Origin of the sequence: Cyanothece sp. BG0011, assembly GCF_003013815.1 — a bacterium.
Taxonomy (GTDB): Bacteria; Cyanobacteriota; Cyanobacteriia; order Cyanobacteriales; family Microcystaceae; genus Crocosphaera.
The window spans coordinates 1-26,260 of sequence record NZ_PRLH01000139.1 but is presented as its reverse complement, the minus strand read 5'-3'; the positions used below and the strand labels follow the sequence as shown (position 1 = coordinate 26,260).

The 26,260-nt window shown below is 40.3% G+C and carries 21 protein-coding genes and 1 pseudogene; 17 read left to right on the top strand and 5 right to left on the bottom strand.

All coding sequences use genetic code 11. The features are described 5' to 3' along the window. Positions 1 to 33: 33 nt before the first annotated feature. Together C4E06_RS17370 and C4E06_RS17365 are read left to right on the top strand one after the other, a co-directional pair. The gene (locus C4E06_RS17370) at positions 34 to 3,216 is read left to right on the top strand and encodes an efflux RND transporter permease subunit (RefSeq protein WP_107669193.1); all 3,183 of its coding nucleotides are present in this window, start codon (positions 34 to 36) and stop codon (positions 3,214 to 3,216) included. 182 nt (positions 3,217 to 3,398) lie between these two features. Further along, the gene (locus C4E06_RS17365) at positions 3,399 to 4,067 is read left to right on the top strand and encodes a hypothetical protein (protein WP_107669192.1); all 669 of its coding nucleotides are present in this window, start codon (positions 3,399 to 3,401) and stop codon (positions 4,065 to 4,067) included. A 299-nt stretch (positions 4,068 to 4,366) separates the two neighbouring features. Here C4E06_RS17365 and rpsD read toward each other — a convergent pair whose 3' ends face one another. Continuing rightward, positions 4,367 to 4,975: a 30S ribosomal protein S4 gene (gene rpsD, locus C4E06_RS17360; RefSeq protein ID WP_107669191.1), complete on the bottom strand. Its 609-nt coding sequence runs from the start codon at positions 4,973 to 4,975 to the stop codon at positions 4,367 to 4,369. A 266-nt stretch (positions 4,976 to 5,241) separates the two neighbouring features. On the opposite strand from rpsD, the gene C4E06_RS17355 reads away from it, so the two are divergent. The 3 genes from C4E06_RS17355 to C4E06_RS17345 all read left to right on the top strand — a co-directional run bounded on the left by C4E06_RS17355 (position 5,242) and on the right by C4E06_RS17345 (position 9,470). Further along, entirely contained in the window at positions 5,242 to 6,972 is a 1,731-nt protein-coding gene (locus tag C4E06_RS17355) for a diflavin flavoprotein (RefSeq protein WP_107669190.1), read from the top strand. Between the two features lie 149 nt (positions 6,973 to 7,121). After that, positions 7,122 to 7,658, top strand: a complete 537-nt coding sequence (locus C4E06_RS17350; RefSeq protein ID WP_107669189.1) for a phosphate-starvation-inducible PsiE family protein — start codon at positions 7,122 to 7,124, stop codon at positions 7,656 to 7,658. A gap of 84 nt (positions 7,659 to 7,742) precedes the next feature. Next, complete coding sequence (locus tag C4E06_RS17345; RefSeq protein ID WP_107669188.1) at positions 7,743 to 9,470, top strand: diflavin flavoprotein; 1,728 nt, start codon at positions 7,743 to 7,745, stop codon at positions 9,468 to 9,470. Between the two features lie 237 nt (positions 9,471 to 9,707). On the opposite strand, the pseudogene C4E06_RS17340 reads toward C4E06_RS17345, so the two are convergent. The 3 genes and pseudogenes from C4E06_RS17340 to C4E06_RS17330 all read right to left on the bottom strand — a co-directional run. Then, positions 9,708 to 9,929: pseudogene (locus C4E06_RS17340) on the bottom strand (heavy metal translocating P-type ATPase); the annotation flags it as partial. A 222-nt stretch (positions 9,930 to 10,151) separates the two neighbouring features. Continuing rightward, the gene (locus tag C4E06_RS17335; protein ID WP_107669186.1) at positions 10,152 to 11,834 is read right to left on the bottom strand and encodes a heavy metal translocating P-type ATPase; all 1,683 of its coding nucleotides are present in this window, start codon (positions 11,832 to 11,834) and stop codon (positions 10,152 to 10,154) included. A 163-nt stretch (positions 11,835 to 11,997) separates the two neighbouring features. Beyond that, complete coding sequence (locus C4E06_RS17330) at positions 11,998 to 12,369, bottom strand: ferrous iron transport protein A (protein WP_107669185.1); 372 nt, start codon at positions 12,367 to 12,369, stop codon at positions 11,998 to 12,000. 303 nt (positions 12,370 to 12,672) lie between these two features. Here C4E06_RS17330 and C4E06_RS17325 point away from each other — a divergent pair, with 303 nt between their 5' ends. From C4E06_RS17325 to C4E06_RS17270, 12 genes are all read left to right on the top strand, one after another. Next, on the top strand, positions 12,673 to 13,512 hold the full coding sequence (locus tag C4E06_RS17325) for a YwiC-like family protein (protein WP_107669184.1): 840 nt from the start codon (positions 12,673 to 12,675) through the stop codon (positions 13,510 to 13,512). A gap of 256 nt (positions 13,513 to 13,768) precedes the next feature. Further along, positions 13,769 to 15,040 carry a hypothetical protein gene (locus tag C4E06_RS17320; protein WP_339377041.1) on the top strand — a complete coding sequence of 424 codons (1,272 nt, stop codon included), beginning with the start codon at positions 13,769 to 13,771 and terminating at the stop codon, positions 15,038 to 15,040. 121 nt (positions 15,041 to 15,161) lie between these two features. Further along, positions 15,162 to 17,261: a cation:proton antiporter gene (locus tag C4E06_RS17315; RefSeq protein WP_107669182.1), complete on the top strand. Its 2,100-nt coding sequence runs from the start codon at positions 15,162 to 15,164 to the stop codon at positions 17,259 to 17,261. Between the two features lie 341 nt (positions 17,262 to 17,602). Next, entirely contained in the window at positions 17,603 to 19,540 is a 1,938-nt protein-coding gene (locus C4E06_RS17310) for a bifunctional diguanylate cyclase/phosphodiesterase (protein WP_107669181.1), read from the top strand. A 2-nt stretch (positions 19,541 to 19,542) separates the two neighbouring features. Further along, positions 19,543 to 20,169 (top strand): pseudouridine synthase, encoded by a 627-nt coding sequence (locus C4E06_RS17305; RefSeq protein ID WP_107669180.1) that lies wholly within the window; start codon positions 19,543 to 19,545, stop codon positions 20,167 to 20,169. A 167-nt stretch (positions 20,170 to 20,336) separates the two neighbouring features. Next, a complete protein-coding gene (locus C4E06_RS17300; RefSeq protein WP_107669179.1) occupies positions 20,337 to 21,221 on the top strand; it encodes a response regulator transcription factor in 885 nt (294 codons plus the stop codon). Between the two features lie 5 nt (positions 21,222 to 21,226). Next, a complete protein-coding gene (kaiB, locus tag C4E06_RS17295) occupies positions 21,227 to 21,511 on the top strand; it encodes a circadian clock protein KaiB (protein WP_107669178.1) in 285 nt (94 codons plus the stop codon). Between the two features lie 213 nt (positions 21,512 to 21,724). After that, on the top strand, positions 21,725 to 23,239 hold the full coding sequence (gene kaiC / locus C4E06_RS17290; protein ID WP_107669177.1) for a circadian clock protein KaiC: 1,515 nt from the start codon (positions 21,725 to 21,727) through the stop codon (positions 23,237 to 23,239). A 204-nt stretch (positions 23,240 to 23,443) separates the two neighbouring features. After that, the gene (locus C4E06_RS17285; RefSeq protein WP_107669176.1) at positions 23,444 to 24,628 is read left to right on the top strand and encodes an NAD(P)H-quinone oxidoreductase subunit H; all 1,185 of its coding nucleotides are present in this window, start codon (positions 23,444 to 23,446) and stop codon (positions 24,626 to 24,628) included. Positions 24,629 to 24,721: 93 nt separating this feature from the next. Next, positions 24,722 to 25,090, top strand: coding sequence for a hypothetical protein (locus C4E06_RS17280; protein WP_107669175.1), 369 nt, complete (start codon positions 24,722 to 24,724; stop codon positions 25,088 to 25,090). 40 nt (positions 25,091 to 25,130) lie between these two features. Then, positions 25,131 to 25,433 (top strand): DUF4164 family protein, encoded by a 303-nt coding sequence (locus C4E06_RS17275; RefSeq protein ID WP_107669174.1) that lies wholly within the window; start codon positions 25,131 to 25,133, stop codon positions 25,431 to 25,433. A gap of 40 nt (positions 25,434 to 25,473) precedes the next feature. Then, positions 25,474 to 25,809, top strand: a complete 336-nt coding sequence (locus C4E06_RS17270; RefSeq protein WP_107669173.1) for a DUF4164 family protein — start codon at positions 25,474 to 25,476, stop codon at positions 25,807 to 25,809. Between the two features lie 100 nt (positions 25,810 to 25,909). Here the strand turns inward: C4E06_RS17270 and C4E06_RS17265 are convergent. After that, on the bottom strand, positions 25,910 to 26,260 hold a 351-nt coding region (locus C4E06_RS17265; RefSeq protein ID WP_198648779.1), incomplete at its 5' end, for a DNA adenine methylase.

Genomic DNA, 26,260 nt, shown 5'->3' with positions numbered 1-26,260 from the left:
GAGTCCAGATTATAACAATTATCACTAAAAAAAATGAGTTTAATTAAAACAGCCGTTCGTTGGCGACATGGTACAGGGGTTTTGTTTGCTTTATTAGTAATATTTGGGATCTTATCCCTCTTTAATTTACCCTTAGAATTACAACCCGGCGGCGATCGCCCGGAAATCACCATTACCACCCCTTACCCCGGTGCAAGTCCGGCAGAAGTGGAAGACTTAGTAACCCGTCCCATCGAGGAAAGGTTAGAAGAAGTTCAAGGGATACAAGAGATCAGCAGTACCAGCAGTAACGGCACCAGTAATATTAGTGTCGAGTTTACCTGGAATACGGACATTGACCGCAGTTTAATCGATGTTCTCAATAAATTACAACAAGTAGAAGCCCTTCCCAACGAAGCAGACGAGTCTAACGTCGAAGTGGTAAGCGGTAGCAGTAGTCCCATGATGTGGGTTATCTTAATCCCTAAAGAAGGCTACACCCCCGATGAATACCATTATCGGGACTTAGTGGATGATGTAGTCGTCCCCCGTTTACGACAAGTCCAAGGAGTGGGACAGTTTCTGATCTCCGGGGGACGAGAAAGGGAAGTGGAGGTTATTGTTGATCCCAAAGCATTGGCCGATCGCAACCTTACCATTGGGGATGTGGTTAATACGCTGCGTAGCAATAATAGGGATATTCGCGGTGGCCCGTTAGTCTTAGGAAGACGAGAATATCGAGTCAGGACCCTCAGTCGTATTAATGACGTGAAACAGTTAGAAGGGTTTGTCTTGCGTCGGGATGAGTCCGGAACCGTTTATTTAGGAGACGTGGCCCAAGCGCGTATGGGAAGGGCGATTCAAGATCGGGCATTAGTGAGAAATAATGAGCCAGCCGTTGGTATTGGCATCATGCGACAAGTAGGGGGCAATGTTCCTGAAATTTCTTCAGGTATTCGTGCAGCGTTAGCTGACTTAGAACAAAGATTTGATCGGGAAGGAGAAGGGATCACCTTCGATATTACTTATGATGAAAACGACTACATTAACGCTTCTATTTCCTTTGTACAGAGTAATCTAATTATGGGTGCGATCCTCGCCGCCTTGATTTTACTGTTATTTTTGGGGTCATTACGAACCGTTGGGGTTATTGCGATCGCTATTCCGACTACTTTAATTACTGTTTTTATTGTCTTCTTTTTACTGGGCCGAACCCTTAATGTAATTAGTTTAGCCGGGTTAGCCTTTGCTGTGGGAATGGTAGTGGATAATGCGATCGTTGTCCTCGAAAACATTTTTACCCATATGCAACAGGGTAAAACCCCCATGAAAGCGGCTATTGATGGCACTCAGGAAGTGGGGGGTGCAATGTTAGCCTCTACCTTAACCACCGTAGCCGTATTCGCCCCTATTATTCTCGTAACAGGAGAAGCCGGACAATTATTTTTTGATATTGGGATCGCCTTATCTGCGTCGGTGTTATTCTCTCTGTTGGCAGCCTTAACCTTAGTTCCTATGTTGGCCGGCCTGTTTTTAAACCGAACCGAAGCAGAACAAATGTTAACCGAAGTCAACCATCAAGGGGGTAACTGGTTAGAGAGAAAAGTCGCCCAAACTTCCACTATTTTTCGGACAGGACAAGGAAAACTCGAAGATTTTCTACTGAAAACCGTTAAATGGTCATTAGGAAGGGGTAAAGTAAAACGTCGCTTACTTATTTTAGCTATTCCCCTAGCTTTAATTGTGGTGAGTCTGCAAATTTTACCCCCACCGGACTATTTACCCCAAGGCAACCGTAACCTGATTTTATGGTTAGCTGAACCCTTTCCCGGAACCAGCATTCCTGAGGCCATTGAACAGTCCGAACCGGCGAGACAGTTTGTCAGTGAACAACCTGAGATCATGAGAACGTTATATGTTCATCGGCCAGGAAGACGTATTATTGCGGCCTTTGTCCATCCGGATCAAGCGACTGGTAACACCCTAGATAGTTTAGTTAACCGACTCCGTAGCAAGAGTTTAGAGTTTCCTGGGTATCGCTTTATGGTTCCTATCAGGGCCTCTATTTTTAACGATCCGGGAAAGGAATTTGAAGTACAAATTATCGGGGAAAACTTAGACCAGTTAAACCAACTACAACAACAACTTAACCAAGACATTCGACAATTACCAGGTGTACAAAACGTTCGCTCTAATTTTGTCACCGGTGCGCCAGAATTACAAGTGATCCCGAACCGGGTTCGTTTAGCCGAGGCCGGGTTATCGGAGTCGGAGATCGGATCGATGGTACAAAGTGCCTTAGGGGGTTTAAGGGCCTCGGAATTTGTGGACGGGAAACGGGAATTAAACGTCAGTGTGGAACTCAAAGATACCTTTGTTAGTACCCCTGATCAACTGCGACAACTAGCCATGTACAATGGCCAAGGTCAATTAGTGCAACTATCGGATGTGGCCGAAGTTATCGAAACCACTGGCCCCGATGCTATTAACCATGTGGACTTAGAACGGTCCATTACCCTCACCGTAAGCGTGGGTAGAGAGGCACCGTTAGGGGCTTTGGTGGAGCAAACCGAAACAGAGATTTTAGAGCCGTTACGGGGGAATTTACCCCCTGGTGTGCGCTTAGAATTAGGGGGATCGGCGGATGTTTTAGCAGAAACCTTGTTTCAGTTGGCTGCAACGTTTGTTCTTTCTTTGGTGATCACCTATTTACTCTTGGTTGCGTTGTATCGTTCCTTTGTTTACCCTCTGTTAATTATGGCCACGGTTCCCATGGGAATGACCGGGGCCCTGTTAAGTTTAGTGTTGGCCAATGCGATTCCTGGGGTTGTCGTACCTTTGGATATGATTACCGGGTTAGGATTTGTCATTTTGACCGGTATTGTGGTTAATAACGCTATTTTACTGGTAGATCGGGCCTTGCAACTCCAAGCAGAAGGAGTGGAGTATGATGCGTCTTTATATTATGCCGTGAGCGATCGCTTACGGCCTATTTTTATGTCTGCCGGCACCAGTGTCTTAGGGATGTTGCCCTTAGCTATTATTCCAGGGAAAGGGGCCGAACTGTATCAAGGGTTAGGAATAGCCTTAACGGGAGGGTTAATTTTATCTACCTTTTTAACCCCGACAGTGATTCCTGCATTGATGGGGTTATTAAAAGATTTTGAGGGCAGAAAACATAAGAAACAGACAACAGTTAAAGTGTCCCCAGAGAAGGAAAAACAGACACAACATTAACATTTGTAGGGTGGGTTAGACGGCAATAAGTTAGGATAAAAACAGAATATAAAAATCCGTCTTAACCCACCATTTCCCTTGAAATAAGATTACCCCACACTAACACAAAATTTAATAATTTACTTTGGTAAAAAGGATAAAATAAAGGTAGAACCAAAAGGTTTTTAATCAAGGAGGTAATTATGATTACCGACAAACATGATGACAATGATAATAATCGTCTTCCCTTGATTTGGAAAAAATTGCAAGTAGTAAGTCAGTTACTTTCAAGTGTCTTAATTCCTGTTGCGATCGGTGTAGCCGGGCTAATTATTAATCGAGGACTAGCCACAGAAGAGTTAAACTTGAAGTATATTGACTTAGCGACTGATATTCTGAATGAAGAAAAAATTAATGAAAAAGAAGAACTTAGAGATTGGGCAGTAGAAATCATTAATTTTCATATTGATGAAGCGCTAAAAATGTCAAAGCAAATCAAGAAAGAATTTAGTGATTTTTATTTAGGTTCTGTTATTCAGCAAAATCCAGAAAGAACCGATTTTGATCTTTTTGTATGTCAAGAAAATCAGAAAGCTGGTGACGAGATTGCCGCTCATTTATGGAAGACTTTTAAGACTTGGCAAAAAGGATATGGTTCTCTTGGGTATTATCTATGGGATAATGAAGAACTTTCTTTTGATGAGATAAAGGGAAAAGCTACCATTATTTTAGATAAAGATCATCCGGAAAAAGAAGAAGTTAAAAGTCTAAAAACTTTTCTAAAAAGTGCAGACAATAACTTAGAGATTCAAACAATTGATAATACTGGTGAGCCAACCCCTTGGCGTATTAGTATCATTGTTTGTCCTTAATAGAACTGCATGACAGGAGGGTGGGTTAGACGGCTAAAATTTAGGGTACAACTAGAACAGAAAAATTCGTCGTAACCCACCATTTCAAAGGAGAATTTAAATACTTAATTAGATTAAATAAGATTTTGAATTAGTTAGCATCAAAACAAAACAACATTGCCACCCCCTTTTGTGAGGGGGAGAACCCTTGCCTATTCCCTATTCCCCAGTGCGTAGCACTATAAAAAAAGAGGACAACCTTAAGAGTTGTCCAACGGTCAAAATAGGCTCCGTCGTGGTATGGCGGAGTAATCTTTGACTTATACTTTCCGAGAATAATACTCAACCACCAGTAGTTCATTAATTTGTAATGCTACCCATTCCCGTTTTATAACATCATTGACTTTACCAGTCAGGGTATTTTTATCAAATTCTAAATGATCAGGAAGGTTAGCTAACCCTGGATATTGCATATTAGTTTCTACTATACGACGAGAATTGTCTTTATTTCTCACCGCAATGACATCCCCAGGACGACATTGATAACTCGCAATATTAACCACACGGCCATTCACAATAACATGACCATGATTGACTAATTGACGGGCCCCTGGAATGGTTCCGGCCATCCCTAAACGGAACACCGTGTTATCTAAGCGCATTTCTAGCAGTTCTAATAGTTTTTGTCCCGTCGAACCGGTAGACCGACGAGCTTTCTTCATGTAACGAACTAACTGCTTTTCGGTAACACCGTAGTTGTACAATAACTTTTGTTTTTCTTCGAGTCGAATGGCATATTCTGACCGTTTACGGCGGCCTTGACCATGTTGACCCGGTGGATAAGCCCGACGGGGGGTTTTTCTGCTTAACCCTGGCAGTTCTCCTAGTCTTCGCACTACTCTCAGGCGAGGTCCTCTATAACGAGACATATAAGCGATTTTCTCCTAAAACACAATATACTCCAAAAGAACCATTATAGCAGTTTTTCTACTCATCCGTTAAACTCCCTTGATTCAATCTAGGAAACCTTGGCCCTTGATACTCTTAAAAAGAGTTATAGCTTAGATATTTTTATATAAAAAAAACTTATTAAAACCTTAAAGAATTGACATTTTACAAAACCTATGTAGGCGCGCCATAATGGGAGTCAAGCAAGTTTCAATATTGTAAATAAATTATTTGGAGGCAGCAGTATATGGTTGCGCTCACCGCTCACAATACCCAGTTAACCGCATTAAATCGTTTGACCTTACAAACCAGTCAGATTGGTGAAAATACCACGACTATTCGTTGTTTAGATTGGGATCGCGATCGCTTTGATATCGAGTTTGGCTTAAGAAATGGAACCACTTACAATTCTTTCATTATAGAAGGAGAAAAAACCGCCCTGGTTGATACATCTCATGGAAAATTTCAACAATTATATTTAGAGGGTTTAAAAGATTTAATTGATGTCTCTGCCTTAGATTATCTCATTATTAGTCACACTGAACCGGATCACAGTGGGTTAGTTAAAGATGTTTTAAAGTTAGCTCCTAATGTTACCGTTGTCGGATCAAAAGTTGCCATCCAATTCTTAGAAAGTATGGTGCATCAACCCTTCAACAGCTTAATTGTTAAGAGTGGAGCGAGCTTAGATTTAGGGAAGGGACACGAATTACAATTTATTTCTGCTCCTAATCTTCATTGGCCCGATACCATTTTTACTTATGATCAAAAAACGAGTATTCTTTATACTTGTGATGTGTTTGGAATGCACTATTGTGACGATTATATTTACGATGAAGAACCAGAGCTACTGCAAGCCGATTTCAAATATTATTATGACTGTTTAATGGGTCCGAATGCTCGCTCCGTTTTAGCTGCTTTAAAACGGATTGATAAGCTAGAAATTAATACCATTGCCACCGGCCATGGACCCCTATTAAAACACCATATTCCTCAATGGATGAATGATTATGATCAATGGAGTAAAGAACAGGCAAAAACCGATAATTTAGTTGTAATTTTTTATGACGAAAACTATGGTTATGCTGAGGAGATCGCCAGGAAAATTGCCCAAGGATTGCAGAAAACCGAGGTCAATATTGACTTAATTGATTTATCTACCACGGACCCCCATGAAACCCGACAACTGGCTTATGAAGCTAAAGGGTTAGTCTTGGGAATGCCTTCCCAGTCCGATAATCACGGTCAGATCATTGTTAATACCATTTTAGCCGTTGCCCATCCTAAACAAGCCATCGGGTTATTTGAGTCCGGGGGAGGGGAAGACGAACCCATTTATCCCTTGCGCAATAAATTGCAAGAAATTGGCGTAAGCGAAGGATTTCCCCCCATTTTAGTGAAAACAGCCCCAACCCCTAACACCGAAAAAATGGCCGAAGAAGCCGGCACGGATCTCGGTCAATGGATCACCCGCGATCGCTCCATTAAAAACCTAAAAAACATCGATTCAGGACTAGAAAAAGCCTTAGGTCGCATTAGTAACGGATTATATTTGATTACAGCTAATAAAGGAGAAATTGCTGGCTCAATGTTAGCCTCTTGGGTCATTCAAGCCAGTTTAGAACCCTTGGGAGTGGCCATTGCCGTGTCCAAAGATCGGGCGATCGAGTCCTTATTGCATCCCGGCGATCGCTTTGTTCTCAATGTTCTCGAAGAAGGGAACGCACAAGGGTTAATGAAGCACTTTCTGAAACGGTTTGCCCCAGGGGCCGATCGCTTTGCCGGTATTAAAACCTACCCGGCTCAAAATGGCTCTCAAATTTTAGCCAATGCCTTAGCATACCTCGAATGTGAAGTGAGCAGTCGCACTGACTGCGGCGATCACTGGATGATTTATAGCACAGTGCAACGAGGACGAGTTTCAAAAGTTGATGGTTTAACCGCCGTCCATCATCGCAAAGTCGGAACCCATTATTAAAGATGGGCAATCGGCAAGGGTTTTCCCCCTAACAAAAGGGGGAGTTAGAGGGGGTGGCAATAGGGTTAGATCATGACAAGATTTCCTTATTTTTTACTATTTCCTGTCTCTTCGTTTTTTCATTATTAACTTTTTAAAACTAAACAATCATGTACGAATCTATAAAACAGTCTTCTTCACAACGCAACAGTTGGCTTAACCTTAACCGTATCGTCAACATTCTAGAAATCATTCAAGATGCCATTGTTATCTGTTTATGTTTAGGACTATTTTCGTTTATGGTGTTGCAACTGTATTCAATGGTATTGTCTCTGTTGCCACCGGTACAATTTCAGATAGTAACGGCTGATATCTTATCCTTGCTCATTTGGGTGGAATTATTCCGTTTATTAATTATTTACCTGAAAGAACAGCGCATTTCTATCGGTGTTGCTGTAGAAGTCGCTATTGTCTCGGTTTTACGAGAATTTATTGTCAGAGGTGTTCTAGAAATTGCTGCAACGCAAGTATTAGCCACCTGTGCCTTTTTACTGGTTTTAGGAATGTTAATGGTGATTCGGGTTTGGCTTCCTCCCACGTTTGATGGGATTGATCCCGAACACGCCGTTTCCCAACGTCATCAACAACGTGCAACGACCAAAAAAGCAGAAACCAATGGTAATCATGCCATTTTAGCTAAAAATTGAGCCTTTTATAGATGGGCTTAATATCATTAAGCCCCTACGAACTTTCACTCAAACCTACTATCTATTATCGATCAGAATATAATCATGCTTAGCTCAACCTGTCTTCCTACCCGTCCCCGTGACGTTCAAACCGCCACCATTGCCAAGAATACCACTATCTTTCGCTCTAGAACCTGGGAACGTCTTAAATTTGAAGTTGAATATGCTTTATGTAAAGGTACAACCGCTAACGCTTATTTAGTTGAAGGGGATAAAACCGCTTTATTTGATCCCCCTGGGGAGTCGTTTACCGAAATTTTCTTACAAGAATTAGAAAATCATCTGGCGTTATCGAAAATAGACTATGTGATCTTGGGTCATGTTAATGCCAACCGAATGGCCACGTTGAAGATTTTAGTAGAAAAAGCCCCTCAAATTACCCTAGTTTGTTCTAAACCGGCGGCTAAGACCTTAAAAGCCACATTTCCCCAGTGGCAGGACAAAATTCAGGCCGTGCGTTCCGAGGAAACCTTAGACTTAGGGCAAGGTCATCATTTACAATTTACCTTTATCCCCACTCCTCGCTGGCCCGATGGACTGTGTACCTATGATAGTCAAACCCGTATTCTTTATACAGATAAATTATTTGGCTTACATCTGTGTCATGATGCGGTGTTTGACGACGACTGGAAAGCATTGGATGAAGATCGCCGTTACTATTTTGACTGTTTGCACGGTTCACAGTCCAAACAAGTGGCCGAAATTTTAGACAAAATTGAGCCATTTTCCGCCCGATATTACGCCCCAGGCCACGGAGTTATGGTGCGCTATAGTTTGAGTCGTTTAACCTATGATTATCGTCAGTGGTGTCAACAACAGCAGTCTCAAGACTTGAAAGTGGCCTTATTATACGCTTCTGCTTATGGGAATACAGCTATTATTGCTCAAGCGATCGCTCAAGGGATCATGGATCAAGGGGTGGCAGTAGAATCCATTAATTGCGAGTCAGCAACCCCTGAAGAGATCACCTGTGCCATTCAAGACTGTGACGGCTTTTTGATCGGTTCCCCAACCTTGGGGGGTCATGCACCGGTACAAATTCAAACCGCCTTGGGAATTGTGTTAGGTACAGCCAGTAAAACCAAATTAGCCGGGGTATTCGGTTCCTATGGCTGGAGTGGGGAAGCCATTGACTTAATTAGTCAAAAATTGAGGGATGGTAATTACAATTTAGGGTTTGATCCCTTGCGTATTCGCTTTAGTCCCGATGAGGCTGCCGTTGAACATTGTCAACAAACGGGGCTTAATTTCGCTCAAACCTTGAAAAAACGCCAAAAACAAGGGCCTGTAGCCTCTGGGTTAACCACGGTACAAAGCGATCGCACTGAACAAGCCATCGGGCGGATTGTTGGTTCTATCTGTGTGATTACCACCTGTCAAAACCACCAGCACCAAGGGTTTTTAACCTCTTGGATCTCTCAAGCCACTTTTAATCCACCTGGGTTAATGATTGCTATTGACAAGAAACAGTGGAATGAGGCAGATTTTAAGGCAGGAACTCCTTTTATTGTCAATATTCTCAAAGAAGGACGCAACGTAAGGAAACATTTTTCCCACTGTAATAGTAGTCCCTTTGAGCAACTAGAGACGGAAACGGCCTCGAATGGGTGTTTGATTTTACAAGAAGGGTTAGCTTATCTTGAATGTACCGTACAACATCGAGTCGAAGCCGGCGATCGCTGGTTAGTGTTTGCCCTAGTTAACCAGGGAGACGTTTTAGAAGATAAGGGGTTAACGGCCATCGCCCATCGCAAGTCAGGAAAGCAATATTAGGGCTTATGCCCCTAACCCCCCCTGCCCCCCTTTGAAAGGGGGGTGTGGGGGGTGGAAGGTGTGAGTTTTAACTGACATCTTCCACCAGTACATAAAAACTAAATAATAGACTAGAGAGAATCAACTCTCAATGAGTTACAGGCAAAAATAAATACCATTGCCTATTCCCTATTCCCCATTCCCTACCCCCCCTGCCCCCCTTTGAAAGGGGGGTGTGGGGGGTGCAAGATGTGAGTTTTAACGCAACAACCGCAAACCATTTAAAGTGACTAATAACGTCGAACCTTCATGGCCGATGACTCCCAAGGGTAAATTAATGCTACCGAATAAATTAGCGAGTAAGAGTAAAAAGATAAATAACAAAGCAAAGGTAATATTTTGTCGAATAATACGGTTGGCACGACGACCTAAAGCAATAGCTTGGGATAATTTCCCTAAATTGTCCGACATTAACACAATATAAGTAGATCACAAAGATCCTAGTTAGGATTGCGGGGGAGCAGGGAGACCGAAGCGGAGGAGAAAGAAAATAGAATAAAAATAAAAAATTAGGGAATATGATTGAGATTTTTAGAGATTTATAACCTTTTGAACTTTTATTTACTCTAAAATACTTTAAAATAATCTCCCCTTCTCCCCACTCCGGCGCTCCCTTGCAGCCCAAACAAGTAAGTTTTCGATCTACTGAATATCGGCACTTTCTAAGGCCACATCGGTTCCCCCCACTCCCATGGCGATGCCTACCGTCGCTGCCGCTAAGGCCGGGGCATCATTAATGCCATCTCCTACCATGGCCACCGTTTGATACTGTCGTTCAAGTTGACCAATGACAGCGAGTTTATCTTCTGGTAATAATTGGCCATGGATGCGATCTAATTTGAGCCTCTGGCCTACGGTTTGGGCGGTGCCTTCGTTATCTCCGGTCACCATTACCGTGGCTTGAATGCCTAATTTTTTCAACTGTGCGATCGCTTCAATGGCTTCTGGTTTGATGGTATCGGCAACGGCAATGATACCAATAACCGCTTGCTCTACACTGACCCAAACAACGGTTTTACCCTCATTTTCTAGGGTTTGGCTGGCTTGTTTTAAGGGTTCAGCGTCAACGGTTGTCATGGTTTTGCCTACTGTCACCGGTTTTCCGTTGACTTCTCCGACAATCCCTTGACCGGTTTTGGCTTGTATTTTAATGGCACTCTCCCAGGATAGGTTCGCTGTTTGGGCTGCTTCGACAATGGCTTGACCAATAGGATGTTCTGAACCGGATTCAATGGCTGCGGCTAATTTTAACACTGTTTCTGCCGACTGTTGGGCGGCGGGAATGATTTCAACCACCTCTAAATGTCCCAGGGTTAAGGTGCCTGTTTTATCAAAGGCGATGGCTTTTACTCGTCCCATTTTCTCAAGTTGCGCCCCATTTTTAAACAAAATCCCCTGTCTGGCACCGGTGGCAATCCCTGATAATAACGTGGGCATAATTGAAGCCATCAACGCACAAGGAGAAGCCACTACTAAAAAAATCAGCATCCGATAAATGGTTGTTTCCCAGTCCCATCCCAAAAGAAAAGGGGGTAAAGTGGCTAAAACGATGGCTAAAAAGACAATAACCTTAGAATAGCCTCTCTCAAAACGTTCTACAAATTCCTGAGACGGAGGGGCTTGGGTTTGTGCCTGTTCGACTAAACGAATGACTCTTTGAATCAGACTGCTTTCTGGCGGTTGTTCAACCCTCAGTTTTAAGACACCATTGCCGTTGAGGGTTCCGGCAAACACTTCGTCCCCCATCACTTTATCGACGGGAACGGATTCCCCTGTGATAGAGGCTTGATCAACGCTGCTTTCTCCTTCGATAATTAGGCCATCAATGGGAATCATTTCTCCTGGTTTAACCAAAACGCGATCGCCGATTTGTAATTGGGAAATGGAAACCGTCTTTTCCCCCTCTTCCCCTATGACTCTAGCGGTGTCGGGAGTCACTGCCATTAAGGATTGAATATTGCGTTCGGTGCGTTCCATGGCAAAGCTTTCTAAGGCCCCACTCATGGCAAAAATGAGAATTAAAATCCCTCCGTCCACAATTAAATGATATTCCTGTCGCCATAACCCTAAACCGGCTGCCCCTAAGGCTGCCACAATCATCAGTAAATCCACATCTAGTTCTTTTTCTTCCCAAAGGGTGGTTAGTCCTTCTTTTGTGCTTTCATAACCCCCAATGACATAAGCAGTGGTCAAGATCAAAATTCCTAAACCAACCCAGTTAAAATGAAACGAAACGACACCAAGTATCAATAAAATAGCACAGGTGATGGTTGCATAAGCTTGGGCGTATTTGGGCGAAAGTCTAATTAATGGCAGTTGAGTCATGGCTAAAAAGAGTCAAGGAAATCAATGTTAACTCAGTCGATCGAAAACTTACTTGTTTGGCCTGCAAGGGAGCGGGGAGCAGGGGGCAGGGGAGAAAGCCGAAAATCCCTCTCCTCCGGAACTCCCCTGCAATCCTAACTAGGATCTTTGTAATCTACTTAGATTATTTTTTATTGACTGGTTCGTTACTAACCCAAATTTTGCGCGCCATTCCTGCACCCACTCCGATACGATGCTCTTCAATGGCTACCAAAACTGAACCACTGGGTTGTACGCTAATGACTTGAACTTGAGTCCCAGGGTTTAATTGCATTCCCAATAGTCGACTCATTCCTCCTTTTCCCACAAACCCCACTATCCAAACTTTTTGACCTACCTGGGTTTGGGACAGGGGATAATGACCACTATGATGGGGGTTTTTCCCCTGTTCGGGGGTTTCCTCCTGAGTCTCATCACAGTCGCTGAAAAAGTCAAAACTCCAACCCTTACCCCGACGATGGGGAACACGGGTATTGTCATTAACCTTCCAATCCATCTGGCTCTCCTTTGCAATAAGATGTTTCAAAGATTATTCATTAATAAAACTTCCATTTCTCCCAATCAATCAGAAATTTCTGCATTAGTTGACTTAGGCTTATCAACACTAATTGAGAGATAGTCTTAATTATTTTACTTAAATTTTAGGGTAATTTGTTGAGACACGCTCCCTGGTTGAATTAAGAAAATGTTAAGAAAAAGACCCATAGCGAAACGAATAAAAGCTTAAATTTTGTTTTTAATCGAGAAAGGTATGGTTCAATGTTATTGAGAATAATTATTATTAAGCTAGTGTGATTTTATGGCACTCTCATCTTTTCCCTTCGTCAGCGACCGTTCTCAGGCTCAAAAATCCTCTAAAATACTGCTTTGGTTGCGCCCCACCTTCGCGCCGGAACAGGGTGTACTGTTGGTGTTGTTGGGTTCTTTTTTGACTGGTGCTGCTTTAGCGCAACATTGGAATCAATGGACCAATCTCGCTTTGCTGTGTGCTTTTTTTACCCTACAAGTAGAACATCCTTATGTTGTGCAACTAAAACGACGAAAAAGTTGGAAACCTCGTTTTTTGATTTGGGGGGGAATCTATGGCATCACTGCGCTCAGTATCGCTATTATTCTGGGGTTACACTCACCTATTTTGTTAACGGTTTATGGCTTAGTGGTGGTGGCCTTAATTGCCGATGGAATTGCTGTACTGCACCAAAACCACAAGTCCATTGTTAATGAAATTATCAGCTTTGCAGCTATTTCTCTAGCGGCCCCCTTAGCTTATGGTGCAACCACCGGACATCTCTCCATTGAAGCGGTAGGAATGTGGATTTTGAACACATTATTTTTTAGTAGTGCGATTTACACCATTAAACTACGGAAGAAAAAAACTCGTTCATTGAAACCAGGGATAATCTATCATGGTGTCTCGGTGTTAATTTTGGCTGGATTGTACAGTTTAAACTATTTATCATTGATTACCGCTTTATCCTTTGCTGTCGCTTTAATTAAATTTGGTATCGTTAATTGTGTATTAAATTGGTATCGTCAAGCCAGTTTTCACTCAATTGCTATTTTTGAAACGAGATTTGCTTTAATTTATGTTGCCATTGCTTCTATTAGTGTTCTTCCAGCCCATTTACCCCCTCAATAAACCCTCGGGTGAAACGCCATCTAAGTCGATAAGATGAACTGATTATGGAGTTTACATCAAATTATCAAGCATTGAACAAAATTGCGACGCATTCCCCCACCTCGACTTATCAGGTGGGTGTTAAGGACCTTAGAGACGTTTACACTTTAAAAAACTATACGTTACACTACGAGTTATGGTAACACAAAACCACAAGATTATACGCACCGATAAGTGGAGTCTTAACCCAAGTGCAACACAGCGCAACTTTTGTACTGTGACTGTTTCTGTCTATCAAAGAGCTTGCAAATTTTTAACATCAATTGTTTACACACATTGGAACCTAATTGGTTCTTTAAGTACGAAAGAAGCTGTACCTATTGTTGAGCAATTGATGCACAAAACGAAAAAGAATACTAATCCTAAGTATTCAATTTTTGGGAAAGTATTCTATAAAATGCCTAGCTATTATCGTCGTGCTGCGATAGCCTTTGCTCTTGGACAAGTTAGTAGTTTTGTTACCAGATATCGAGATTGGCAATCAAGACAATCTCGAAATAAACGTACAGCTAAACCACCTAAATTAACCATTGGTTCTAATTGTTATCCAGCATTATATAAAGGTCAATGTTATCGACTTGATTCTTTACAAGAGGTTGATGTCAAGCTGTTTAATGGCAAGAAATGGATTTGGGAAACTATTAAGATTTCTACTGTTAGAAATCGTCATGAAGTTTCTGAGAACAAACAGCTTTCTCCATACTTAATAGAGAAAAATGGGAAGTGGAATCTAGCGGTTCCATTCCACTGTAAACCAGAGAAAAAAGAAGGAGTAAACCGTGTAGTATCTGTTGACCAAGGTATTAACACAACTGCTGTTGTCTCAGTTGTTGACTCTATTGGCACTGTAATCTATCGTGAATTTATTCACCCTGGACGAGACATAGACCGTAGAGACAAAAGGCTGAAGTCGATAGCCAAAAAAGCGTCAAGAACAATGGGTAAGGGAGGAAAACTACATAAAGGATTTTGCTCTAATACCTATCGTAAATGTCGTAATATTAACCGTCAAATAGCTCACCAAGTATCAAAAAGAATAGTTGAAATTGCTATTAATTTTGATTGTGCAGTCATTGCTTTTGAGTATCTTAAAAACTGGAAACCAAAAGGTGGCAAAAAACGTTCTAACTTAAAACAAAAGTTTCATGGATGGCTAAAATCTCTGATCCGAAACTATACCGAAGAAAAGTGGTTAGAACTTGGTGGAAAAGTAAAAGATGTAATTTCTAGAGGAACTTCTAGTAATGCTTATGACGGAAGCGGAAAAGTAAAACGTGACAAATCTAATTATGCTCTAGCTACTTTTAGTAATGGAAAAAGATACAATTGTGATCTTTCGGCCAGTTACAACATAGCAGCAAGAGCTATTCAAGAACTGACTCGCAGAAATGACAGTCAGGGACGGTCTAGCAGAAGTTCTAGCCGTTCGCACAGAAGTCGTGCCGTCTTGTGTGATCTTTGGGTGCATTCTAACTCAACGATAGCATAAGACACGCCCACCTCGTTTTCAGGTGGATGAGGCTTCATTTCTAGTTCTATGTTTAAGACTTTCTCCTCGTATTTAAAATAGAGACTATAATGATTAAGGTAATTAGCCAAGATTAACCTTAATGGAAAATTTATTATCTATTTTACGAGGTAATCCTCTTGTTTCCTTTACTATTTTATTATTGGTTATTCTGACGTTACCGCCTATTTTTGAACGGTTACGACTCCCTGGGTTAGTTGGACTATTATTTGCTGGTGTTATCTTAGGTAAAGATGGATTATATCTCTTAGATGCTGACTCAGAAAGCATCGATCTTTTAGCTGAAATTGGTAAAATTTATCTCATGTTTGTCGCTGGTTTAGAGATAGATTTAGCTGAATTTCGTAAAACGAAAGATCGATCATTAGTATTTGGAATTTTAACTTTTTTCTTTCCTTTAGTAACTGGGACTTATGTGGGTCTTACTTTTGGGTTTAGCTGGAATTCTTCAATTTTAATTGGTTCTCTTTTAGCTTCTCATACTTTGTTAGGCTTTCCCATTGTTCAACGGTTAGGAATGGTCAAAAATCAAGCGGTTATGGTAACAATAGGAGCAACTATTTTTACTGATATTGCTGCTTTATTAGTATTAGCTATTTCTGTTTCCATTCATCGGGGAAATTTTTCGTCAGCTAGCTTAATTATTCAACTGGTTTCTTTGGCTCTTTATTCAGTTGTTGTTCTTTTTGGTTTTGATTGGTTGGGGAAAGAGTATTTTAGACGAAGTGGCGATGAAGAAAGTAATCAATTTTTGTTCGTTTTATTAGCAGTATTTCTCGCCTCCATTGGGGCGCAACTTATTAATGTTGATAAAATTGTCGGAGCTTTTTTAGCTGGTTTAGCGGTTAATGATGTGGTAGGAAATGGTCCCGTTAAAGAGAAGGTCGAATTTGTAGGAGGGACGTTATTTATACCCTTCTTTTTTGTTGGAATGGGATTATTATTAGATATTCCAGCTTTTATTCAAACCATTCAATTTGAACTGCCTTTAGTGATTGGTATTGTCGGGGGTTTAATCCTTGCTAAATTATTGGCTGCAACAGCAGCAAAGCTTTTTTATCGGTACACTTGGGCTGAATTACTTACGATGTGGTCTTTATCATTGCCCCAAGTCGCGGCTACTTTAGCCGCAGCCTTAGCAGCTTACCAAATTCAAAATTCAGCCGGGGAAAGATTGATTAATGAAGCGGTTTTTAACAGTGTGATTGTTCTAATGTTAATTACCTCAATTTTAGGACCGGTATTAACTGCCCAATTTGCCACGAAATTGCCCCTACCCAAAACAACAGAAAACGGAGATTATGAAAATCTTGGTAGTACATTAGATGAATGGTTACCTGAATTAAAATTCCCAAGAGAGAATAATAGTTTTACCGTTGTTATCCCTATTTATAATCCCCATACCCAACGAGATTTAATCGAAATGGGAGCCTTATTAGCTAAAAAAGAATCAGGCCTTATTGTGCCAGTTTCTATTGCTACTGCCGGGGTTCATATGGATGATCCTCAACTGGATGGAAACTTAAAACAAAGTCAAATGTTATTAGAGAGAGCCATAGAAATTAGTCAAGAATTTAGTGTGGATGCGGATGCGATGATTCGTATTGATGATGATATTGCCTATGGAATTAGTCGCGCAGCCAGAGAAAAAAATGCTAACTTAATTATTATGGGATGGAGTGAAAATACAGGGTTGAAAGCGCGACTTTTTGGCACAATTTTAGATACCGTATTTTGGTCGTCTCATTGTCCCGTTGCGGTGATGCGTTTATTAGATAATCCCACGAATTTATATCGCATTCTTGTCCCAGTAAAAAACTTAAGTAAAGCGACCTTAGAAACAATTAAATTTGCTAAACTTTTTGCTGATGCTAATCAAGGATCAATTACTTTATTACATATTTGCGATCGCCAAACCCCAACCCAACAAGTTACAGAATTTAAAACAACCTTATCTCATTTAATCACTGAGTATGAATTATCAGAAAACTGTAAAATAAAAATGATTATTCATGATGCTCCGGCACAAGTGATTATTCGAGCTTCTCATAAATTTGATCTCGTTATTTTAAGATCCTTTCGCCGTCGTACTGCCGGGGGTTTAGCCGTCAGTGATATTACCACAGAAGTGCTCAAAAAAATAAGGTGTTCTTTAGTCTTGTTTGGTCAACCCCATTCTTAATCAAATCATATTCAACTCAATAAAATTGTTATGATGACACACAATAGAAGTAACCTGAATTATATTGTGGACAATAGTGCTATGGGCAAGGCAAAAGGCAAAACGAAGTTGTCAGTGAGTTTAAGGCTTGGTTAATATCTTAAGTGAATGCGTAATGTTATATTCTCAAACAACAGAGAATGGATAAACCATGTTTTGCAGTTAATCAAAGAGGTTATGGAGTGAAAACGAGAAAATTCTTGACAGATTTCAAAGTTAACTTAAAATAGCGTACATTCCCTTATTGTTGTTCCTTGACTGCAAATCATGCTTATATTTATTAAAACCATTTATTTATCTCTATGGCAAAAGAAACAGACCCATCTCTTAATTCTTACTTAGTCTTGGTCGAACAATTACTGAATGAACAAACGAATATACTCGCTCATGCGAAGGAAAATTTACAACAATTTACCCTTTGTTTAGATGATTTAGAACAATTAAGCAATAGAAATATTCAATTATTAGAATATATCCGTCACTGCCAACGGTTATATGAACAACTAAAAACGAATGAGGAAGCCTTACAACTGAATCAAGAACACCTTCAAAGCATTGTTGGTTCCCTTGATGATGTGGTCTGGTCAATTGTTCCCCAAACCGGTGACATTTTATACATTAATCATGCCACTGAAACCGTTTACGGTCGCCCCATTGACGACTTTTTAGATAACATCAATTTATGGCACGAAGTTATTTATCCAGATGATCAACAAAGAGTTCAAGAGTCACAACAACTAATCTATAAAACGGGACGACAAGAGATTGAATATCGTATCCTTTGGCCCGATCAATCAATCCATTGGATCAGGGTTCGCAGTCATTTGATCAAAGACGTTCAAGGAAACCCCACCCGCATCGATGGACTAACCACAGAAATCACCGAACAAAGAGAAATTCAAGAACAACTGCGCCACGATACGTTACACGATAATTTAACCGGACTGCCTAACCGAACGCTCTTAATGGATCGGATCGAACAAGGGTTAAAACGGTGTCAAAGAGATGAAAATAGACGCTTTGCCTTGCTTTTTTTAGATGTAGATGGCTTTAAACTTATTAATGATACTTTGGGTCATTTGACCGGGGATCAACTCTTAATTATCCTCAGTCGTCGATTAAGTCAATGTTTGCGGGCCGAAGATACCTTATCCCGACTCTCAGGGGATGAATTTGTCATTTTATTGGAAAATTTAACCCATATTGATGAAGGGATCTTGATTGCTGATCGTATCCATGACAGCCTGAAAGAGCCTATTTTGTTGCACAATGAAGAAATTGTAATTAGTGTCAGTATTGGTATTGTTTTAGGAGGAGAACAATCAGTTTATCAGGAGGGAGATCAAGTGGCAGAACTCCTACGAGATGCAGATACGGCTATGTATCAGGCCAAGGCCGACGGGCCAGGAACCTCCAAAGTATTTGAACCCTCGATGCACAATCAAACCATTCAACGGTTGCAAGTGACTAATGACTTACAAAGGGCCATTGAACGTCAAGAATTTGTTGTTTATTATCAACCGATTATTTCCTTAGAAAGCGATCACATTGATGGGTTCGAGGCCCTAGTTCGTTGGCAACATCAAGAACAAGGATTAATTTCTCCCATTGATTTTATTCCCATTGCTGAACAAACAGAAGCGATCTTAAAAATTGATCATTGGGTGTTGCGCCATGCTTGCACTCAATTAGGTCTTTGGCAACAAAAATTCCCCAATCTTAAACCGTTGACCATCAGTGTTAATCTATCAAGTAAACATTTAAGTCAACCCGGTTTAATTGAAATCTTAGATGAGATTTTAGCGGAAACTGGGTTAACAGGAACTTCCTTAAAATTAGAAATTACGGAAAGTTTTCTGATGGAACAAAGTAGAACCGTTCTGGATATGATTGAGCAAATAAAAGAGCGAAATATTCAACTTTGTTTAGATGATTTTGGCACGGGATATTCTTCATTGAGTTATTTAGATTGTTTTCCCTTTAATATTTTGAAAATTGATCGCTCGTTTATTAAACGATTAGCTGGCGAAACCGATAAATGTGAAATTATTAAAGCGATAGTTGATTTAGCGGTCACCTTAAATATGAAAGTCGTGGCCGAAGGGATAGAAACCAATGTACAACGAGATAAATTAAAAGCTTTAAATTGTAGTTACGGTCAAGGTTATGGCTTTTTTCCTCCTTTAGATAGCCACAGCGTTAGCCGTCTTTTAGAGGAACAAAATACAACCATTCGTTAAGTATGTCCAAAAACAATTATCGTTATCTTTTATTCAATAAACCCTATGGTGTTTTATGTCAATTTACCGATAATAGCAATCCCGAAAACCCTCGACCCACCCTTAAAGATTATATTAACGTCCCCGATGTTTATTCGGTGGGGAGACTGGATAAGGATAGTGAAGGGTTGCTGTTGTTAACCAATAATGGCCCTTTAAAACATCGTTTATCCCATCGTCAATTTGCTCATCCTCGCACCTATCTCGTGCAAGTTGAACCCATTCCCAATGAAATGGCCTTAAATCAATTACGTCAGGGTGTTACCCTTAAAGATTATCAAACCCGGCCCGCTAAAGTTAGATTATTAGACAGTCCCCCTTCCATTCCTCCCCGTGATCCTCCGATTCGTTATCGTAAAACTGTTCCCACTGCTTGGTTAGAAATGACCTTAACCGAAGGACGAAACCGACAAGTGAGACGCATGACCGCCGCTGTGGGTTATCCGACCCTAAGATTGATGAGAATCGCCATAGGAGTGCAAAAAAAGGGAAACATAAGAAATTTAACCTTAGAAGGGTTGAAACCAGGTCAATGGCGCGAATTAACCCCCTCTGAGCTAATGATTTTTAAAGATTGGACGAATATTTAAGGGATGTAGGAACAATTCATAAGCAAAGATTATTATAATAATATAATTTTGTATCAAAACACACGATATGGGGGAGTATACCCTATGCGATCAAGAAAATTCCGTTTATGATATAGGTATCCAACCAGTATAAACACTCAAACGCAAAGTTGAGCTTATTCTAACCAATGCCCAACGAAACTTGTCATGTTTTATTAATAGAAGATAAGTTAGAGAATATTGAGTTATTAGAAGATTTATTGTCTAAAAGTCAACAAAGTTCTCTAGCGGAAAATTTGACTTTTGCTACCACTTGTACGACCACTTTAAGGGATAGTTTACAATCCTTAGAATCCCATCAGTTTGACGTTATTTTATTAGACTTAGATTTACCCGATAGTCAAGGGTTAGATACCTTGATTAAAGTGAGAGAAAATGCAGTTAATATTCCGATTATCGTAGAAATGGATCGGCAACGGGAAGGAAAAGTCGTCGAATCTTTTCAGTTAGGGGCCGATGGTTATTTAGAACTTAAAAGTCTTGACAGTAATTTGTTGATCCATGAAATTCGCTTGAGTATTGAACGGCAAAAATATCGGGCTAAAATTAATAAACAACAACAAGCCGTACGCCAGGCGCAAGAGTTTGCCGATTTAGATGATCTCATTAACTCCAGTCGTGAAACCAGTGTCACCGCTCGATTATTTGGGGCCTATCCCCTCAAAGAAAGCTTACCCGATGTCTTTGAAGAATTGACAGAAGCGTATGGTCAGTTATTAGACTTATCGTTAGAACAAAGAGTGTTTAAAGTAGAGTATAATATTTCTCAACAACTGCGAACCTTAGCAGATAAATTAGGCTTTCTCAAAGCCAGTCCTAGAGATGCTATTGAAATTCATACCAAAGTTTTAAAAGAAAAAAGTCAAGATGTTCCGGTGGTTAAAGCTCAAGCTTATGTCGCCGAAGGAAGACTGATGATTTTAGAATTGATGGGTTATTTAGCTTCATTTTATCGTAAATATTATATCGGCCTCAGTAATATTAACCTATCGGCCAGAAAAGATTACCCGTAACCTTCATGAATAAATATCTCCTCAAGCTCTATATTACAGGGAATACCGCCAACTCGAAAAGGGCGATCGCTAATCTCTTTCGCATCTGTCACGAGGAATTGCGCGATCAATATACAGTAGAAATTATCGATGTCCTCGAACAACCGCAACAGGCCGAACAAGAAAAAATTTTAGTCACCCCTACCCTCATCAAGCAGTTACCCCCACCCCTACAACGCATTATCGGAGATATGTCAAATACGCAAAAAGTGCTTTTGGGGTTAGATTTAGTTTCCCAAGATAAAAATTAACTAACATTTCTTGGCAATAGTAAAAGAAACAGGCAAAATAAACAATGAACCATTAACGTAGTCGAAAGTATAGATTAGGATAGTCACTTTTCATCAAACTTTAGATAGAAAGCGTGTTGAACTTCTGTGTGGTAGCACCAGAACAAACTTCTGACTTCTGACTTCTGACTTCTGACTTCTACTGTAACCCTCTATTCCTTAACAACAACACGGATGACTCCAGAAAACGAACTAGACTATATTCAGAAATTAGAAACCTTCATTCCAGGATTTGATTTTTTGTCAGAAGGGGGCCTACCAAAAGGACGGGCCACGCTAGTCGCTGGAACGGCAGGAAGTTCTAAAACGGTTTTCGCTTGTCAGTTTTTAGCCGAAGGAATTAAACGAGGGGAAAACGGTGTTTTTATTACGTTTGAAGAACCACCCAAAGCCTTACGACGGAATATGCGAGGGTTTGGCTGGAATATTGCTCAATGGGAACTAGAAAGAAAATGGGCGTTTGTAGATGCCTCTCCCCAACCCGGAGAACCGATGATGGTGACAGGAGACTACGATCTCGGTGCCTTGATCGCTCGGATCGAATTCGCTATCCGTAAGTATAACGCCCAACGGGTGTCTATGGACTCTCTGGGGGCGATTTTTAGCCATTTAAGCGATAGCGCACAAGTAAGAAGCGATCTCTTTCGTCTGGCCTCGGCGTTACGAGAATTAGGGGTAACAGCCATTATGACGGCCGAAAGAACCGAAGAATATGGAGATATTAGTCGGTATGGGGTAGAAGAATTTGTAGCTGATAATGTGGTCATTTTACGCAACGTCTTAAGCGAAGAAAAACGTCGCCGAACTATCGAAATTTTGAAATATCGGGGAACCGATCACCAAAAAGGAGAATATCCCTTTACCATTGTTCCGGGTCGTGGAGTGATCATTATTCCCTTATCGGCCATTGTCTTAGAACAAAAATCCTCTAACATTCGCATTACTTCAGGGAGTCACGAATTAGATAGAATGTGTGGGGGCGGATTTTTCCGAGATTCGATCATTTTAGTTTCTGGGGCCACCGGAACGGGCAAAACCCTCATGGTCACAGAATTTATGGCCGGTGGAGTGGTTAATGATGAACGATGTTTAATTTTTGCCTTTGAAGAAAGCCGAGAACAACTCTTTCGCAATGCCACCGGTTGGGGTGTCGATTTTCGCGAAATGGAAAAACAAGGCAAGTTAAAAGTGGTGTGTCGTTATCCAGAAACCACCGGGTTAGAAAATCACCTGATCAATATGAAGGAAACCATTGAAACCTTTAAACCCAACCGCGTTGCTGTCGATAGTTTATCAGCGATCGAACGGATTTCCACCTTAAAAGGATTTCGAGAGTTTATTATTGGTTTAACCTCTTTTATTAAACAGCAGGAAATCGGCGGTTTATTCACATCAACCACCCCAACTTTATTGGGGGGATCTTCCATTACAGAGGCCCATATTTCTACCATTACGGATTCCATTATTTTATTGCGTTACGTCGAAATGTATGGAGAAATGCGTCGAGGGATCACTGTTTTAAAAATGCGCGGTTCAATGCACGATAAAGATATTCGGGAATTTTCTATTGATAATGAAGGAATGCACATCGGTAAACCCTTCCGCAATGTCACTGGCATTTTATCCGGTTCGCCAATGTACACCGCACAAAACGAAGTCGAACGATTAAGTAACTTATTTGAAGAGTAAGAATAGATTAAGAGATGACAAACAGTTGAAACCTTTGTGAATTGTATTGTTCCCTGTTCCCCGTTCCCAACCCCCCACACCCCCCTTTGAAAGGGGGGCAGGGGGGTTGGGGGTTTATCGAAGGTGCAAGATATGAATGTTTCCTATCTCAAAAGGCGTTATCCTAAATAGTAAAGATGACGGTTAAGTGTAAGTGACCACCCTATGTCAAAAATAGAAACTAGAACCGAACCCATGGTATTGAACATGGGGCCTCATCATCCCTCAATGCACGGGGTATTGCGTTTGATCGTCACGTTAGACGGAGAAGACGTGGTAGACTGTGAACCCGTGATCGGGTATCTTCATCGAGGGATGGAGAAAATTGCGGAAAATCGCACCAATATCATGTACGTTCCCTATGTGAGTCGTTGGGATTATGCGGCCGGAATGTTCAATGAAGCGATTACTGTTAACGCCCCTGAACAATTAGCGGATATTGAAGTTCCCAAACGGGCCCAGTATATTCGGGTGATTATGTTGGAACTGAACCGCATTGCTAACCATTTACTGTGGTTAGGCCCCTTTTTAGCAGACGTTGGCGCACAAACTCCCTTTTTCTACATTTTCCGCGAACGGGAAATGATTTATGATCTCTGGGAAGCTGCCTCAGGAATGCGTTTAATTAATAACAACTACTTCCGTGTCGGTGGGGTAGCGGTAGATTTACCTTATGGTTGGATCGATAAATGTGAAGACTTCTGCGATGCGTTTGACCCCAAAGTAGACGAATATGAGAAGTTAATCACCAATAACCCCATTTTCCGCCGTCGCGTCGAAGGGGTAGGAACCATTACCCGCGATGAAGCGATTAACTGGGGACTGTCTGGCCCGATGTTACGGGGTTCTGGGGTTAAATGGGACCTACGGAAAGTGGACCATTACGAATGTTATGATGACTTCGATTGGGAAGTACAATGGGAAACCGCAGGAGACTGTTTTGCCCGTTATTTAGTCCGTATTCGGGAAATGCGCGAATCGGTTAAAATCATTCGTCAGGCGTTAAAAGGCATTCCAGGAGGTCCGTTTGAAAACCTCGAAGCCAAACGCATGATGGAAGGGAAAAAGTCCCAATGGAATGATTTTGAATATCAATATATTGCCAAAAAGGTCGCCCCTACTTTTAAAATTCCTGAAGGTGAACATTATGTTCGCATGGAAAGTGGAAAAGGAGAATTAGGGATCTTTATTGTGGGTAATAATGATGTCTTCCCCTGGCGTTGGAAAATTCGCGCCCCAGACTTTAATAATTTACAAATTCTGCCCCATCTCCTTAAAGGGGTTAAGGTTGCTGATATTATGGCAATTTTGGGTAGTATCGATATTATTATGGGTTCTGTTGACCGTTAAAGGTTTTCTATCCATAATTATTAACTTTTTGAGGGGTTTTTCCCCTCTCTTTTTTTACAATATAATAAAAGAAATATTGTTAAAGTTTAATTCATGAATGAACCAGTAACAGTTAAATACTCTTTAGAAGATATTCTCAAAAAGATCGATGATAAACTCGATAAAATGGAAGAAGCTTCTACTAAACGATTTGAAAAACTAGAATCTAAGTTAGAGAGTAACCAAAAATACTTTGATCAGAAATTAGATAGTTTCCAGAGAGATGTTAATCAAAAATTAGATACTCTGCAAAAAGATGTTACTGATTTAAAAGTTGGACAAGCAAAATTAGAAGAAAAAGTAGAAGGTTTAACCAAACGATTAGATTATCAAGAGTTTATTAATCGAGGTGTACTTATCGGTTTGCTTGCTGCTTTGTTAGGAGGTTTAGCCAAAATGTTCGGGTTGATTGGCAATCCCTAAATGCTATCATTAATAGTATTAATAGATAGGAGTTGAATTCATGAATGAACCGGTGAAAGTGACTTACCCCATAGAAGATATCCTCAAAAAGATCGATGATAAACTCGATAAAATGGAAGAAACTTCTATTAAACGATTTGAAAAACTAGAATCTAAATTAGACACCATCCAGAAAGACGTAACCGATTTAAAAGTAGGACAAGCAAGATTAGAAGAAAAAGTCGATGGGTTAGGAAAAAGATTGGATTATCAAGAGTTTATTAATCGAGGTGTACTTATCGGTTTACTTGTTGCTTTGTTAGGAGGTTTAGCTAAAATGTTCGGGTTTATTGGCAATCCCTAAATACTATAATTAATAGTATTAATAGATAGGAGTTGAATTCATGAATGAACCAGTAACAGTTAAATACTCTTTAGAAGATATCCTCAAAAAGATCGATGATAAACTCGATAGAATGGAAGAAGCTTCTACTCAACGATTTGAAAAGTTGGAATCCAAGTTAGAGAGTAACCAAAGAGATGTTAATCAAAAATTAGATACTCTGCAAAAAGATGTTACAGATTTAAAAGTAGGACAAGCAAAACTAGAAGAAAAAGTCGATGGTTTAGGAAAAAGATTGGATTACCAAGAATTTATTAATCGAGGTGTACTTATCGGTTTGATGGTTGCTTTATTAGGAGGGTTAGCTAAAATGTTGGGATTGATTGGTAATCCTTAGCTTTCTAATTTTAAATATCAGTTATGATAGTTTCGTTGAGAATTAATGCTTCTAAAATTCCTGATTGAACCATATTAAGATTCAGAATATAATCATATTTTTAATAATTAGTAACTAAAATTTCTCTTATTTTTCCTCGTTTACCTCCTTTAGAATTAATCATCCTTGATGCTAAAATGCGACTAATATTAAAGTCTTGATATAATTCATCAAAGAAAGGATCATCAACATAATTAGTCGGATCTGAATTACTCAACATTTGTAATGCACCTTGATTAGATGTTTTCACAAATATATCCCTTAATCTTCTTTGTTCATCATCATTAAATTCTAGGGAACTATAAGCATTAAAATTTGCAGTTTCGCTAATAGGACGATAGGGAGGATCATAATAAATAAAGGTTGATTCATTAGCATAATTAAGAACTTCTGCAAAATCGGTGTGTTTAAT

What these genes read in the sequence shown, in the direction of transcription:
- C4E06_RS17330 (WP_107669185.1), bottom strand. Translation starts at nt 12,369, where the DNA reads ATGGATTGGAAGGTTAATGACAATACCCGTGTTCCCCATCGTCGGGGT.
- C4E06_RS17285 (WP_107669176.1), top strand. Translation starts at nt 23,444, where the DNA reads ATGTCAAAAATAGAAACTAGAACCGAACCCATGGTATTGAACATGGGG.
- C4E06_RS17275 (WP_107669174.1), top strand. Translation starts at nt 25,131, where the DNA reads ATGAATGAACCGGTGAAAGTGACTTACCCCATAGAAGATATCCTCAAA.
- C4E06_RS17305 (WP_107669180.1), top strand. Translation starts at nt 19,543, where the DNA reads ATGTCCAAAAACAATTATCGTTATCTTTTATTCAATAAACCCTATGGT.
- C4E06_RS17280 (WP_107669175.1), top strand. Translation starts at nt 24,722, where the DNA reads ATGAATGAACCAGTAACAGTTAAATACTCTTTAGAAGATATTCTCAAA.
- C4E06_RS17270 (WP_107669173.1), top strand. Translation starts at nt 25,474, where the DNA reads ATGAATGAACCAGTAACAGTTAAATACTCTTTAGAAGATATCCTCAAA.
- C4E06_RS17300 (WP_107669179.1), top strand. Translation starts at nt 20,337, where the DNA reads ATGCCCAACGAAACTTGTCATGTTTTATTAATAGAAGATAAGTTAGAG.
- C4E06_RS17365 (WP_107669192.1), top strand. Translation starts at nt 3,399, where the DNA reads ATGATTACCGACAAACATGATGACAATGATAATAATCGTCTTCCCTTG.
- C4E06_RS17310 (WP_107669181.1), top strand. Translation starts at nt 17,603, where the DNA reads ATGGCAAAAGAAACAGACCCATCTCTTAATTCTTACTTAGTCTTGGTC.
- C4E06_RS17345 (WP_107669188.1), top strand. Translation starts at nt 7,743, where the DNA reads ATGCTTAGCTCAACCTGTCTTCCTACCCGTCCCCGTGACGTTCAAACC.
- kaiB (WP_107669178.1), top strand. Translation starts at nt 21,227, where the DNA reads ATGAATAAATATCTCCTCAAGCTCTATATTACAGGGAATACCGCCAAC.
- kaiC (WP_107669177.1), top strand. Translation starts at nt 21,725, where the DNA reads ATGACTCCAGAAAACGAACTAGACTATATTCAGAAATTAGAAACCTTC.
- C4E06_RS17335 (WP_107669186.1), bottom strand. Translation starts at nt 11,834, where the DNA reads ATGACTCAACTGCCATTAATTAGACTTTCGCCCAAATACGCCCAAGCT.
- C4E06_RS17315 (WP_107669182.1), top strand. Translation starts at nt 15,162, where the DNA reads ATGGAAAATTTATTATCTATTTTACGAGGTAATCCTCTTGTTTCCTTT.
- C4E06_RS17350 (WP_107669189.1), top strand. Translation starts at nt 7,122, where the DNA reads ATGTACGAATCTATAAAACAGTCTTCTTCACAACGCAACAGTTGGCTT.
- C4E06_RS17325 (WP_107669184.1), top strand. Translation starts at nt 12,673, where the DNA reads ATGGCACTCTCATCTTTTCCCTTCGTCAGCGACCGTTCTCAGGCTCAA.
- C4E06_RS17355 (WP_107669190.1), top strand. Translation starts at nt 5,242, where the DNA reads ATGGTTGCGCTCACCGCTCACAATACCCAGTTAACCGCATTAAATCGT.
- rpsD (WP_107669191.1), bottom strand. Translation starts at nt 4,975, where the DNA reads ATGTCTCGTTATAGAGGACCTCGCCTGAGAGTAGTGCGAAGACTAGGA.
- C4E06_RS17370 (WP_107669193.1), top strand. Translation starts at nt 34, where the DNA reads ATGAGTTTAATTAAAACAGCCGTTCGTTGGCGACATGGTACAGGGGTT.